Here is a 13,730-nt window from a genome sequence, read left to right on the forward strand (position 1 = left end):
TCAAAGTCGGGAAAGCTGGCCGGAGCGGCTGCCTGGCACGGATGCCAAGCCTGCGGCATTGGTCTTTGCAGCGAATTTATAAACTCACTGGTTGCAGAAGGTCCGCGCGTTGCTTGTCCATTTGCCGAAGCCGACCGCCACCATGTTGGCTATGACGCGGCAGACGTAGATCTTCTGCGCCGGGTCGTTATCGGGGCCGGCATGATAGCGTGCGACCGCCATCGACCAGGTTGCGTGACGGGCGTGCAGGTTGGCGAGGAAACGGGCTGCGTAGTCGACGTTCTGGTGCGGGTCCAGCATGTCGCCGATGCTGCGGAAGTGCTGGGCGTGATAGTGATGGTTTACCTGCATGCAGCCGAGATCGATCAACTTCTTGCCCTGTGTGCGAGCATTTTCGACCGTCCGGATTGCTTCTGAACGATTGCGCGGGTAAACAGCTTTTCCTTCTATATTCAATGCGTTGGGCTGAAGGCTGCCTTTCCTTCCCGTTTCAGTGAGACCGACTGCATAGAGGATGCCTGGCGGAATGCCGTAGCGGTCGGCGGCGTGCAGAATTTCGGCTTCGCAAGCATTGGTGGAAGCGCTGGCGCCTGCCGGGGAAAGACTAGATAAACAGCCCGCTGCCAGAGCGGCCGCGAGCAGCCGAGGAAGAGCGCCCGGAATTGTGAGCGTCATTGTCGCGGCTCCTTCCTGAATGATGGTCACCGGGAGCATTGCCATTCCCGCCAGACTGCCCGGATTGAAACGACGACGAATCCCGGTTCGGAGCCGCCGTCGTGGAGCTTGTGGCGTCGGGGCGGGCTGTTGGCATTGCCGCTATCGAGGGTTGCAGGACAGTAACCTTGCCGACATCGAAGCCGAGGTCGCGAAGTGCCCGGGCGATGGTATCGCTATCCGATGACAAGCGATGATAGGCCTCCTGGGTGTCGGGCAGCAACTCAATCGAAAGTTGCTCTCCCGTGAGGCGCAGATGTGCATTGACGACGCCAAGCTCGGCGGGATGAAGCTCGATCTTCAAAATGTGCGCCGCGACCGGTGCCTGATGAGCCGCTCCGGGTGCAAATACGGCGCTGGACGACGGGTGCGGTGAGCCGACGTCGGACGCAATTGCGCTGACCAGCCTGGAAGTGGTCGGATCGAGGGTCGGCATGGCCGGTGCCGGGAAGCTTTGTGCCGAAACGATGGTGACGCGCTCCTGCACTGACGGTCGCGCGGCATGGTCGCCGGGCGTCGTCGTGGACCCCGCGCGCCGCGCTTCGGCGGCGATGCCGAATGGGGACGGCTTGCCGGTATCGCCGTTGGCCGATGTGTCCGGTTCGGCTGCCTGGTCGAGGGACCCTGCGGTCGGCATGAGGGCCTTGGTCGTGGCGTGCTGCGTTTCGATACTGCGCGCGGTGCCGGTTTTCGCTGATTCATCGTCCACTCCCTGTGAGCCGACATCTGCAAGAACGTGCTCCGCCGCGCGGCGGAAGCCGGTCGTTTTGCCTTGGTCACCGGCATCGTTGCCAGAGTCGTTCCCTGCGGCGAGTGCCGCCGCGCGGTTGATCTCCTGCAGGCTCATGAGCAGCGGCAAACTTTCATGAACGGGGTTGCCGGAGGTTGCCTCGACCGGTTTTTCCCTGGTCGCATCTGTGGTGTCGTCATCCGCAAGGATCTCTCTGGCGGGCGCCGACGGGAAGCGACGGACCCTGGAGCCACCGGTCTCCTCAACCGTCTCGTCTTTTCCATCCGGCGCGTCGTGATCGGATTTATTGTCTGCCGCCATGCGATGCGTGGCGTTGTCACGCGAACGATGGGGGTGAGGCGCGGCATGTTTGGAGCCGGCATGCCGGATGTCGTCTCCCAGCACATCCTGGAAAGTGGTGTCGCCATTGTCGGTGGCCGCTTGCGCAACGGTTTTAGTTCCAATCGGGCCGGGCAATGTGGTGCCGATACTGACGGTCATTCGGGCGCTGCTCCAAGCAACTGGTCGATCTTGTCGAGGGTGCGATGGGTGTTTGCGATGGCTTCATCGGTCGGATCGGCCTTGGCCGCGGAAGATGGCGCGGCCTTGGGCGCATCGCTGGAAATGGCGGCTTCGGCCACCGCCGCGGCTGGTTCGGCGGGCGCGAATGCAGGTTGCTCGGGCATGATCCCTTCGACCAGTGGCAGATCGCTATCTGCTTCGGATGCGGCATCCAAGGCTGGAGCTTCCCGGTGTGCTGCGCTCCTCGTTGGAATGTCGGCTTCGGGGTTGCCCGGCACCTTGACGTGAGGGAGCGGCAACGCCTTTGCCGGCGGCGCCACCACCTCGCTGGTGATGGTGCGCGCTGCATCGAGCAGGAAGCGGTCGCTTTCCGACAAGCGGTTGCGATCGATGCTGTGCAACCTGTCGCGCACATCCTCGATGGTTTCCGAAGTCATCGTGGAAAGGCTGGCATAGAGTTCGGCGCGCGGATCGTCGATGTTGTGGATGCCGTTGTGGCCCTGCTCGGCCCTTGCCGACGCGAATGTGGAGAGGTCTATCAACCCCTCGATCGCGGCGCTGCGGGCGATGCGCAGGTAGATGACCTTCTCGCGCTCGGGATCCATCATGGCGGCGATGTCGTCGAGCTTGTCGTGGGCTATCGCCATGTTAAACGATACGACGCCCTCTACGAAAGCGTCCGCGAACTGGCTGGCGTAGGGGGAACGCAGGTAGCGCGCCACGTACTGGGTGGAAGCGCGGGCAAAGCGTGCTGCGTCGCCAGTCGTGGCAGCAATGGCGACCGAACGGCGAAGGGCTGCCTCCTCCACCAGTGTGCCGGGGCTTAGCAAACGCGCCTGGTCGAGCAGGGTGAGCGCACCGGCCGGGTCTTCCCTGACCAGAAGCGATCCCTTGATCAGAGCTACAAATGGACCGAGATCGCGTGGCAGCGACATCGGATCAACCGACCTCAGGGCTTGTAGCGCGCCCCCGGGATCGCCCTGCAGATAGGCGATCACGCCGCTGGCTATTGCCTTGTCCTGCTTGCTCAGTTCAAGGCGCGATGTCGCAACCTCCAGCGTGGCGGGGTTGCCGCCGCTCATGCCGTAGACCAGCAGCGCGCGAAAATTCTTGGCGTCCTTGAGATCTTGCGCGTTTGCGCTGCGCAGGCGTTGATCGGTGATTTCAAGCAATTTGCCCTGCATGGGCAGGGCCGCATGATCGCCGGACGCGATGTGGTCCTGGACGAGTTGCAGCGATCTGACGAGTTGATAGGGCTGCAATCCTTCCTGGCCGCTCGCAGCGGAACCGAAAGCCGCGATGCAAAGTCCCGCGCCGACAAACCGCCAGAAGCCGGCACGGTTCCTCATCCATCCGTCTCCAGAAGGATCGCGATGCGGCGGTTGACGGCGGAAAGCGGATCAGCCTTGTCCTTGGGATCGCGGTCGGCAAATCCGGCGACCTCCCTGATCCGGCCTTCATCGACGCCGCCGCGCACCAGCATGTAGTAGGCAGCATGCGCTCGTGCCGAAGACAGGCGCCAGTTGTCGTAGGTGTCGCTTCGGAATGGGCGGGCGTCCGTATGCCCCTGGATGGAAAGGTTGCCTTTCTGGCCATTAATGACACGGCCGATCTTCTCCATTGCCAGGACCAGGTCGCGGCGTGGCACGGCCGAGCCGATCTCGAACATGCCGAAATCGAGTTGATCGGTGATCGAGATGACGACGCCCTTGTCGGTGGCCTCCACTGTCAGGCCTTCAGCCACCTTGTCGCCGGACAAAGCTGTCGCCAACTCCGTCTTGATACGTTCAGATGCTTCCACGGTCGCGGCGCTGGGATCTCGATTGGCCGGGCTTCGTTCAACAGGTTCCAGCTTGGGCGCCTCGATTTTCGCCAGTTCTCTTTGCAGGTCGCTGTCGCCTTGTTTCGCGGATGGCGCGCCAACGGGTTGCGGCAGTGACTCTGGTGCGGGCTTCGATTCGGCGGCCGTCTCAGCCTTGGTTTTCGGCGCTGCAAATTCTGCAACCTTGTCGTCGGGCTTTGCCGGATCACCTTCGATTTTCGCCCGCGCGGCACTGGCTTCCGCACCCGGCGTGGTCATTTGCTGCGACCAGAAATCAGGTGCGAACGGATCGCGGTAGGACTGGCCACCCGAAGCGCCTGTCGCCGGTCCGGCGGCTTGCGCACCGCCATCGCCTTTTTCACTGATGTTCTGCAGCTTGCCGCTGTTGGCGACGATTTCCGCCAGCACCGCATAAGGGTCGGCAAATAATTTTTCATCGGAGGGGAAGGTCTGCGCAGCCGCCTCTTCTTCCTTGTTCTGCTCCTTGACGGAACCGGCGTTGCCCTCTCCGTCCTGTCCTGTCTTGGTGGCGGCATTTTGCGGGCTGTCCGCGGCCATGCCGGACGAAGCGGACTCGTTGCCGAGATCCTCAAGGCCCTTGCGGTTGGCGTTGCGGTCGACCAACCTGATGGGATTGAAATAGCTGGCGACGGCCGCCCTGGTCTGTTCGTTGGCGGCATTGATCAGCCACATAACCAGGAAAAAGCACATCATCGCCGTCATGAAATCGGCGAAGGCGATTTTCCAGACGCCGCCGTGATGGCCTTCCTCTTCATCGCTATGTCCGCGGCGCACGATGATGATCTCGTGCTTGTCGTTGGCGTTTTCGGCCATGGTCATGACAGTATCTCGGACAGCGCCGTCGACCATTCCGACATGCGGGTTTCAACCACCACATCGTCGACGGTGACGGTAAGATCGAAGCCGGGAGCTTCGGTGAAAACAAGATCGGCCGCCCGCTCCCCCAGCGAGGCGCTCAGCGTTTCGAAAAGGGAAGCCGGTCCCTGAACGCGGACGCGGATGGCTTCATCATCCTTCATGGCGTTCTTGATTGTCTCGGTGAGCGCTTCCAGGGAGCGTTTCTGCAGATGCTCGCTCAATAAGCCGCCGATGATCCGGGCCGCCGTTGTGCTGACCAACCCGGCCATCCGGGCCTGCATGCCATCCATACGAGCGGCAATGGTGGCGCCAACGTCTGCGCCAAGCGTTTCCAGAAATGCCTTGGCTTCATCCGCGTTGGCCTGCCTTATCTCGGCCAGTTCCTTTTGATGGGCTTCGGTCAGACGGGCTTTCAGCGCCGCCTCTGCCTCGGAGACCGCCTCGGCGATGAGCCGGCCGATGTCGGCCTGAGGCGCGCTGGCAGTCGGGCGCGGCGCATCAGCCGGTGCCGGGTTGCTCCGTTCCTTGATCGGTCCGAAGTCCGGCAACAGTTGAAGAAGCGCTGCTGCCGACATCAACCCACCGCCTCGGGAGCGGCCCATTTGCGCAGGATCTGGGCGGTGCGCTCCTCGTTGAGATCAACCATGCGGGCCAGCCGCTCCTGTGGCGCGGGTCGCAACTTGCGGCGCAGATCGTCCAGAGGTGCTGGCGCGGTAAACGAGCCATCGGCCAGGGCGGCTTGTGCCGCGCCCGCCACGCTGGCCGCGTCCGGCGTCGGCAGGGAACGCTGCACCTCGTCGAAGCTGGGTCCGCCGATCGCGGCAACCGCGTTGGTCTGTGCGGTAAGCGCCGCCGCCATCGGCCTCAGGCCGAAGAAGGCGACGAGGAAAACCACGATGATGAAGGCGCCGGCATTGATGAGCGTGCCGGTGTAGTGGCCTATCGATTCCAGGATGCCAGGCTGTTCGATCGCCTGTCCGTCGAGACCGTCGATGAACTCGACCGCCGAGACGTCGATGACGTCGCCGCGCTTTTCGTCGAAACCGGTGGCGGATGCGACCATCTTGCGGATATCGGCCACCCTGGAAGCGATCTGCTCGGGCGTCGCATCCTTGCCGAGAATGGTCGCCAACCGCTGCTGGTTGACGACAACCGCCACCGACATCCTGTTGACCGTGTAGCCGTTCGATACGGTCGCGATGCGCTTGGAGTTTATTTCGTAGTTGGTGATTTCTTCCTTGCGGTCGTTCTGCGAGGTCGATTGCGGGCCATCTGTCGTCACCGGCTGTGTTTCCGGCAGGTTCTGCTCGACGCTCGCTGGCGAGGAAGCCTGCTTCTGGCTGCTCGCTTCGTTGTTGCGAACGGTCTGGACAGAGCGTTCGACGCGGGAGTTGGGATCGAAGATGGTTTCCTCGGTCTGGCGCGAATCCGTATTGACGTCGGTCTTGACGCTGGCGCGGAAGTTGTCCGACCCGAGATAAGGGCTGAGGGCGCGCCGGATATTGTCTTCGATCTGGGCTTCCACCGTCTGCTCGACACCGAGCGTGCGTGCGGCACTTGTATTGGAAGAATCGTCTCCGGCGGCCAGCAGATTGCCGGCGGAATCAAGAACCGTGACCTTTTCCGCTCCCAGTCCGGGTACAGCTGCTGCCACCAGATGGCGGACGGACATTGCCGTTTTTTCCCCGTCGATCCCAGCAAAGCGGATAACGACGGAGGCCGAGGGCTGCTGTTCGTCGCGGCGGAAGTTGGCGCGCTCGGACATGACGATATGGACGCGCGCGGCCTTGATGCCTGAAAGCGACTGGATGGTGCGGGCGATCTCGCCTTCCAGCGCACGTACGCGGGTGATCTGCTGCATGAACGAAGTCAGGCCGAGCGAGCCGACGTTGTCGAACAATTCGTAGCCGGCGTTGGCACTGGTCGGCAGGCCTTTTTCCGCCAGCAGCATACGCGCTTGCGCGGTGGTGCCGGCAGCGACCAGAACGCTGCTGCCATCCGATCCGACATCGAAATTGATACCGGCTTCGCCGAGGACCATGCCGATCTGGTTCACGTCCGACCGCTCCAGCCCGACGTAAAGCGTCTCGTAGGCAGGACGGTTGAGGTAGACGGATGCCACTGCGATGGTCGCCATCACCAGCGCCGCGATACCGGCAAGGATCGCCAGACGTTTGGCGCCGAAGCCCTTGAGGTTGTGGATGATACCCTGGATCTGTTCCGGCACTGCCCTACGGCCCTCGCATAGTTGCCCGCCGCAACACTAGGCTCCGAAGCTTGTGCGAAAATGAAATCGGGCCGCGTGATGGAGCGGCCCGACTGGAAAGTCGATGGCGTCAGACGGGCTCGATCAACCCTTGAACAGCGCCAGGATGTTTTGCGAGTTGGCATTGGCGATCGACAGCGACTGGATGCCGAGCTGTTGTTGAACCTGTAGCGCCTGGAGGCGGGTCGATTCCTTGTTCATGTCGGCATCGACGAGTTGGCCAACACCCTTGTCGATCGAATCCATCAGCTTGGAGACAAAGTCCTTCTGCAGGTCGATCTGCTTCTTGGCCGAGCCAAGAACGGTAGCTGCATCGGTCAGTTCCTTCATGACATCGTCGACCTTGGAGATCATCTGGGTGATGATGTCATTGGTGACGCCCGCCGCCGTGATGTCGAGGTTGTAGACGGAAATACTGTCGATCTTGGCGGGAGCAGGTGCGGTGACAGCCCCTTGGGCGTTTGTGTTGGCGAGGATATCGGTGGCTCCGCCCGCGATGGCTGCCGCGTAGGCCGCATCATACTCCGCCTGCGCCACCGCTGTTGCGTAGACCGAGGTCTGCCGGTCGAGAAGGCCTTGGTTCTTGACATCCGCAGCCAGGCCCCAATCGAAAAGCTTGACGCTTTCGACGTTGATGTCGATCGTGCTCAAGACGACCGAACCGTCGGAGCTGCGGTTGAAGGATGAGACGATCTTGACGTCGGCCTGCACGCCGTCGTTGGCGGCGGCGACCTGGGTGGAGATGGCGGAGAGGAAATTGGAGCCGGAGAAGGTCGCCGCGTCGGCATAGGACTTCATCTGGCCCTGGAGAGCCTTGATCTCGGTCTGGATCTTGGCCTTGTCGGCGTCGCTGGCACCGTAAGCGGCAACAAGCTTCTGCTTGATCTGATCGACTGTTTCCAGCGCCTTGTTCATGCCGGTGTAGGCGGTGTCGACCTTCGAGGCACCGAGGCCCAGCGCGTCCTGCACCGTGGACAGGGATTGGTTGTCGGAGCGCATCGTCGTGGCGATCGACCAATAGGCGGCATTGTCGACGGCTTCGGCGACCCGGTAGCCGGTTGAAATCCTGCTTTGCGTCTGCTCGAGCGCCTTGGTGGTTGCGCTCAGACTTTGAAGTGCGGTCAACGCCGAAGCGTTTGTCATGATGCTGGCCAACGAACTCACCCCTCTTAATCCCGGCTTATGCAGGCCGGATCGACCCTCTTGAATGGCGGTGACGCGGCACCAGCCAAACCTGCCCTAAAGCTATGGTTAACCATAACTAGAGCGATATGGTTAATGGCCGATTAAAGAAGTGTGTTGGTTCGTCAGGCTGGCAGATCAGATGAGCCGCCAGGCAGGTGTTCTTGGAACAAGCAAAAGGGCCGCGCTTTTGGCGCGGCCCTTTCCAGAGGAAGTACTGTTCGTTTAGCGGAACAGCGAGAGAATGCTCTGTGTGTTGGAATTGGCGATGGTCAACGCCTGGATACCGAGCTGCTGCTGGACCTGCAGGGCCTGCAAGCGGGTCGATTCCTTGTTCATGTCGGCATCGACGAGCTGGCCGACGCCGCGATCGATCGAGTCCACCAGGCTCTGCGTGAATTCCTTCTGCAGATCGATGCGGTTCTTGGCAGCACCAAGCTTGGTCGCCGAGTCGGTCATTTCCTTGAGGGCCGTATCGACAGCAGTCATCATGCTCTGGATATCGGTATCGGCAGCGCCATCAGTGCCGTCGTGAACAGCCAGGTCCATGATGCCGAAAGCACCGCCGGTGGCAATAGCGCCGGTGTCGTCACGAGCAGATTCAAGGATGCCGGCGTCTGTGTCGCCGGTGGCACCTGCGTCGAAGAGCTTCATGCCGTCAACATCAACGTCAATGGTCTCGATGCTGACGCTGCCGGCTGCCGAGCGCGTGAAGGAGGAGACGATTTTTACGGTATCGAAGGTGCCCGCCGCAGTGTGGTCGGTTGAGTCGACCGAAAGCCAATTCGCGCCGGAGAAGGTCGCGCCCTTGGTGCTGCTCGTCAAGTGATCCTGGATCGCCTTGATTTCGGTCTGAATCTTGGCCTTGTCGGCACCGCTGGCGCCGTAGGCAGCGACCAGCTTTTCCTTGATCTGGTTGACCGATTCGATGGCTTTGTTCATGCCGGCATAGGCGGTGTCGACTTTCGAGGCGCCGAGGCCGAGGGCGTCGTTGACGACCGAGTTCGCCTTGTTGTCGGAACGCATCGTGGTCGCGATCGACCAATAGGCAGCATTGTCGGAGGCCTCGGCGACGCGGAAGCCGGTGGAAATCCGAGACTGCGTGATCGACAGGTTCTTGTTGGTAGCAGAAAGGCTCTGCAGCGCCGTCATTGCTGACGCGTTGGTATTGATACTGGACATGGATACACGTACCCGTTTTTACACGTACACTTTGGGGAACATACCGGCTCGACCGGTAAGACGGTGCGGCATCATGCCAATGATCTTTGAAACGCGATCACCCGCCATTGCCGTGACAATGACAGGCAGTTCCTGCAAATTGGATAAGCGGTATGGTTAGCGAACCATGAATTTCGCGGTGGCGCGAAGATGCTCAGGTGAAGGAGCGCACCAGCGAGCCGACAAGCAGGTTCCAGCCGTCGATCAGCACGAAGAACATGATCTTGAACGGTAGCGACACGACGGTCGGAGGCAACATCATCATGCCCATCGCCATGGTGATGGTGGCGACGATCAGGTCGATGACCAGAAATGGCAGAACGATCAGGAAGCCGATCTCGAAACCGCGCCTGATCTCCGAGATCATAAAGGCCGGAACGAGGATGCGCAGATCGACCGTCTCTTGCGACACCGTCTGGCCGCGTTCGCGCGCGAGATCGGCGAACAGGTCGAAATCCTTGTCACGCACGTTGCGCAACATGAAGGTGCGGAATGGGTCGGCGATCTTTTCCAACGCCTCGGTCTGGCTGATCTGATTGTCCATCAGCGGCTTGACGCCGCTGTTCCAAGCCTGATCGAAGGTCGGCGCCATGACGTAGAAGGTCATGAAAAGCGAAAGCGAAATAAGGATCAGGTTAGCAGGCGTCGTTTGCAGGCCGATGCCGGCGCGCAGAATCGAGAAGGCGATGATGAAGCGGGTGAAGCTCGTCACCATGATGAGCAGGCCGGGCGCGACCGAAAGCACAGTGAGCAGGCCGAACATCTGGATGATGTAGCCAACGGTCGTGTTGTTCATTTGACCGATGCCGCCAAGGTCGATCTGCTGGGCGGTTGCGGCGGTGGCAGTCGCTACGACGATGGCGAGTGCAGCAAGGAGTGCTTTCATTCGAACAGCAAGGTCCTGATCAGCACGTCCTTGACGTGGCCGTCGCCGCGCATTGCGGCGCGTTCCTGAAGATCGGCCTTCAGGTGAAGGAAGCCGCTGGCGCCTTCGACCTGATGCATCTTCACGGTGCGCATGAAGGTCAGCAGATCCTGATGGATGGCCTGTATCGTTTCATTCGGCAGCGCTGCATCGAGCAGCAACGAGACATCCATGCGCACCCAGGTTTCCACGGGCGCGGCAAGATTGGTCGTGATCGAGGGGAGTTCCGTCACGGTCAATGCGGCTCCGGGGGCCGCCGACGGCGCTGCTGCCTGTTCTCCACCCTCGGCGGCAGGGGCCTTTACCGGCGCTTCCGAGCCTTTCAGGTAGGAGCCCGACATCCAGCCGATGCCGAGCGCGGCCACCGTCATGCCAAGCAGCATGGCGGCCTGGATGATCATGGACGGTCCCTTGGCGACTGGGATCTGCTCGGCGTTCGCCATTCATGCGGTCCTTTCAGTCGTGCCTAGAACGGCAGGACCTGGTCGAGGATTTGCTGGCCATAGGCCGGCTGCTGGATTTCCGTGATACGGCCGCGCCCGCCGTAAGAGATGCGGGCTTCGGCAATGCGCTCGTAGGAAATGGTATTTTCAGCTCCGATATCGGATGGGCGCACGATGCCTGCGATATTCAGCACCCTCAGTTCGGCGTTGACGCGAACTTCCTGCGAGCCCTTGATCATCAGGTTTCCGTTGGGCAACACGTCGGTGACAACGGCTGCGACATTGAGAGCGATGGTCTCCGAACGTTCGGTCGCGCCGTCCGCGGCAGTCTCGGTTTTCGACCGCAAGCTGCCATCGCCCGAACCGCCGGTGGACGCGCTCTCCCAACCAATATCGGCGTCGAAGCCCAGCGATCTGCTGGCGGTGCGGCTGCGGTCGTTCTGGTTCTTGAAGCGGGCCTTGTCGTTGATCTTTATGTTGACGGTAAGGATGTCGCCGGCGCGCAGCGCACGCGGATCGGTGAACAGGCGGCTTTGGCGGTCGTCCCAAAGCGAGAAGCGCTTCACCGGCTTGGCTGGTGCTTCCGGGTACTGGTAGACGGAGGCGCTGCCACCCGCGATGCCTGAGCCGACAGGCGACAAAGCCGGTTCCTTGCCGACTTCCCTCAAATCGCTGGCGCAACCGGCGAGCAAGGTGAAAGCAAGAAGTGTTACAAGCTTGCGGGTCATGACGGGTCCGTTCTGCGGGCTGCGCTCGCCATGATGCCGGTCAATTTGGCGGCGGCCTTCTGATCCATCTCGTTAAGGATGACGCTGGCCTTGCGTGAGTCGATCTTCATCAGGATCGCCGCCGCCAGATTGACATCGACGATGGCCAACCGCTCGGCGGCGGCATCGGGCTTCATGCCGGCATAGATGCCGACCACGCCTTCTTCGGCGCGGGCGAGAAAGACTTCACGGCGTTTCAGCCATGTCTCATATTCACTACGCTTGGCCTCGAGCGCTTTTATTCGGCTGTCGACCTCGGCCTGCAACTGCTTCAATTCGGCTGCCTGCAAGGCGTAGCGGCGGTCGCGGGCGGCGTCAGCGATGTTGGAACAGAAGCGCTCGACCTCGCTCTCGCCACCGGCAATTACTGGCGCTGTTTCACGCGCCAGTTTCTGTGGCTCGGCTGCTGCCGGTGCGCCTGGCAAGACCTGGCGGATGGTCTCGGCCTGTGCAGGGGAAAGGACATCAAAGCCCCCAGCACTCCCGCATCCGATCAGGACGGCGGCAGCGGCAGATAAGGCAAATTGGCGGGGCTTCGACATCGGCATGACCTATTGCAGAACCAGATCGGCCTGAAGGGCTCCGGCCGACTTGATGCCCTGGAGGATGGCGATGATCCCGTCCGGCTTTACGCCGAGCCGATTGAGGCCTGCGACCAGTGTTTCGAGATCGGGACCGTCGAGCACGGCGACACGGGCATCCGGCTGCTGTACGTCGATTGCGGTGTTGGGTTCGACGGCCGTCACGCCTTTTGAGAAAGGCTCGGGCTGGATGACGCGTGGCGCTTCGGTGATGCGCACGGTCAGCGTGCCGTGACTGATCGCCACCCGCGAGATTTTTACCTGATTGCCGATAACGATGGTCCCCGTGCGCTCGTCGATGACGACCTTGGCGGGCGTATCCGATTGGATAACGAGGTTCTCGATTTCGGCGTAGAAGCGGGCGGCCGAGATGTTTTTCGGTCTCTTGATCGAAACAGTGCGAGCGTCGCGCTCGGCGGCAACGCGCACGCCGAAGCGCTGGCGGGTGTAGTCGTTGACGGCATCGGCAATGCGCACGGCGGTGGAGAAGTCCGGGTTGCGCAACTGCAGGGTGAGTATCGACTGGTCGCCGAACTCGGCTTCGACGGCGCGTTCGACGATAGCGCCGTTCGGCACGCGCCCGGATGTAGGCACGCCCTGGGAGACCTGCTCGGCTTGCCCTTGCGCATTGAAGCCGGAGACGATCACCGCACCTTGGCCCACGGCATAGATTTCGCCGTTCGCCGCTTTCAGCGGCGTCATGACAAGGGTGCCGCCAGCCAGCGATGTCGCATCGCCCATCGAAGATACCGTGATGTCGATGCGCGAGCCGGACTGGACAAAGGGCGGCATGTTGGCGGTGACAATGACCGCAGCCACGTTTTTGGCGCGGGCGCTGCCGCCCTCCGTCGCGATGCCGAGGTTTTCCAGCATGGCGCGGATAGACTGCTCGGTGAACGGCGAATTGCGCAAGCTGTCGCCCGAGCCCGAAAGCCCGATCACCAGGCCGTAACCGACGAGCTGGTTGTCGCGCGCGCTTTGCAACTGGGCAACGTCCTTGATGCGTGCGGCGACCTGGCCGGGCGGCAATGAACTCGGTGCAGAGGCCACCTCGAACATGCGCTCGGTCGTGGCCGGATCGTAGTCGATATCGGTAACGCCGCCATTTTTGGCGGCAAGCTCGCGCTTGGCCTTGGCGCTCAGACCATCGGCCAGAGCAGGCTGCAGTGCAACCGCTGTCGTCAACAGCAGGAACAACAGCCGCCTCATGCGCCGACCCTGACGGTGCCGTCCGCCATGACTGTACCGGAGAAAATCTTGCCGCTGTCGATGTTGCGGACCTTGACCAGGTCGCCGGCCGCCCCCGACTGAAGCGTAACGGCGGTCGCCGAGATGGTCAGGCCGCCGGCGGCGAAATAGACCTGAACCGCCGCGCCCTGCTCGACCAGCCAGGTGTCCCTGATTGCGTTGACGGGAATGTAGCGGCCCGGCAGCAACGTGCGCTTGGCAACCTTGCCGTCGAGTTCGCCAAGCTTGGTCGCGACCGCGTCGGGGCTGTGCTTGCCGGGAACGAGCGTGACTTGCCGCAGTGCTCCGGGCACGATGGTCTCGCCCGGATAGATGACGCGGTCGGGAATAAGCACGACTTCCTGGGCGAGCGCCGGCGCGCCGCCTGCAAGCAGCCCCAAGGCAAGGACTGCGTGGCGCCAACCGATGCGGGAAGTCGAAGCAAGCATCC

General features: G+C 61.9%; 14 protein-coding genes. All 14 read right to left on the minus strand.

Annotated features, from left to right (window positions below; all coding sequences use genetic code 11):
* Nucleotides 1–84: 84 nt before the first annotated feature.
* The 14 genes from ASD64_RS12550 to flgA all read right to left on the minus strand — a co-directional run bounded on the left by ASD64_RS12550 (nucleotide 85) and on the right by flgA (nucleotide 13,728).
* Complete coding sequence (locus ASD64_RS12550) at nucleotides 85–675, minus strand: transglycosylase SLT domain-containing protein (RefSeq protein WP_056105543.1); 591 nt, start codon at nucleotides 673–675, stop codon at nucleotides 85–87.
* The gene (locus ASD64_RS12555) at nucleotides 605–1,945 is read right to left on the minus strand and encodes a flagellar hook-length control protein FliK (RefSeq protein WP_056105544.1); all 1,341 of its coding nucleotides are present in this window, start codon (nucleotides 1,943–1,945) and stop codon (nucleotides 605–607) included. Before ASD64_RS12555 ends, ASD64_RS12550 begins: the two co-directional genes overlap by 71 nt.
* Complete coding sequence (locus tag ASD64_RS12560) at nucleotides 1,942–3,315, minus strand: hypothetical protein (protein WP_056105545.1); 1,374 nt, start codon at nucleotides 3,313–3,315, stop codon at nucleotides 1,942–1,944. Before ASD64_RS12560 ends, ASD64_RS12555 begins: the two co-directional genes overlap by 4 nt.
* A complete protein-coding gene (locus tag ASD64_RS12565; protein WP_056105546.1) occupies nucleotides 3,312–4,628 on the minus strand; it encodes a MotB family protein in 1,317 nt (438 codons plus the stop codon). The genes ASD64_RS12560 and ASD64_RS12565 overlap by 4 nt, the downstream gene beginning before the upstream one ends.
* The gene (locus tag ASD64_RS12570) at nucleotides 4,625–5,242 is read right to left on the minus strand and encodes a hypothetical protein (protein ID WP_056105547.1); all 618 of its coding nucleotides are present in this window, start codon (nucleotides 5,240–5,242) and stop codon (nucleotides 4,625–4,627) included. The genes ASD64_RS12565 and ASD64_RS12570 overlap by 4 nt, the downstream gene beginning before the upstream one ends.
* Nucleotides 5,242–6,894, minus strand: a complete 1,653-nt coding sequence (gene fliF, locus ASD64_RS12575) for a flagellar basal-body MS-ring/collar protein FliF (protein ID WP_056105548.1) — start codon at nucleotides 6,892–6,894, stop codon at nucleotides 5,242–5,244. Before fliF ends, ASD64_RS12570 begins: the two co-directional genes overlap by 1 nt.
* 123 nt (nucleotides 6,895–7,017) lie before the next feature.
* A complete protein-coding gene (locus ASD64_RS12580) occupies nucleotides 7,018–8,088 on the minus strand; it encodes a flagellin (RefSeq protein ID WP_056105549.1) in 1,071 nt (356 codons plus the stop codon).
* Between the two features lie 252 nt (nucleotides 8,089–8,340).
* The gene (locus tag ASD64_RS12585; protein WP_056105550.1) at nucleotides 8,341–9,297 is read right to left on the minus strand and encodes a flagellin; all 957 of its coding nucleotides are present in this window, start codon (nucleotides 9,295–9,297) and stop codon (nucleotides 8,341–8,343) included.
* A 193-nt stretch (nucleotides 9,298–9,490) separates the two neighbouring features.
* Nucleotides 9,491–10,222, minus strand: coding sequence for a flagellar type III secretion system pore protein FliP (gene fliP / locus ASD64_RS12590; protein ID WP_056105551.1), 732 nt, complete (start codon nucleotides 10,220–10,222; stop codon nucleotides 9,491–9,493).
* Nucleotides 10,219–10,704 (minus strand): flagellar basal body-associated FliL family protein, encoded by a 486-nt coding sequence (locus ASD64_RS12595; protein ID WP_056105552.1) that lies wholly within the window; start codon nucleotides 10,702–10,704, stop codon nucleotides 10,219–10,221. Before ASD64_RS12595 ends, fliP begins: the two co-directional genes overlap by 4 nt.
* 23 nt (nucleotides 10,705–10,727) lie before the next feature.
* On the minus strand, nucleotides 10,728–11,432 hold the full coding sequence (gene flgH / locus ASD64_RS12600) for a flagellar basal body L-ring protein FlgH (protein ID WP_056105553.1): 705 nt from the start codon (nucleotides 11,430–11,432) through the stop codon (nucleotides 10,728–10,730).
* Entirely contained in the window at nucleotides 11,429–12,019 is a 591-nt protein-coding gene (locus ASD64_RS12605; RefSeq protein ID WP_056105554.1) for a MotE family protein, read from the minus strand. The genes flgH and ASD64_RS12605 overlap by 4 nt, the downstream gene beginning before the upstream one ends.
* A gap of 3 nt (nucleotides 12,020–12,022) precedes the next feature.
* Nucleotides 12,023–13,261, minus strand: a complete 1,239-nt coding sequence (locus ASD64_RS12610; protein WP_056105555.1) for a flagellar basal body P-ring protein FlgI — start codon at nucleotides 13,259–13,261, stop codon at nucleotides 12,023–12,025.
* Nucleotides 13,258–13,728 (minus strand): flagellar basal body P-ring formation chaperone FlgA, encoded by a 471-nt coding sequence (gene flgA, locus ASD64_RS12615; protein WP_056105556.1) that lies wholly within the window; start codon nucleotides 13,726–13,728, stop codon nucleotides 13,258–13,260. The genes ASD64_RS12610 and flgA overlap by 4 nt, the downstream gene beginning before the upstream one ends.
* Nucleotides 13,729–13,730: the final 2 nt, after the last annotated feature.

Source organism: Mesorhizobium sp. Root157 (assembly GCF_001427385.1).
In the GTDB taxonomy this organism is placed as follows: domain Bacteria; phylum Pseudomonadota; class Alphaproteobacteria; order Rhizobiales; family Rhizobiaceae; genus Mesorhizobium.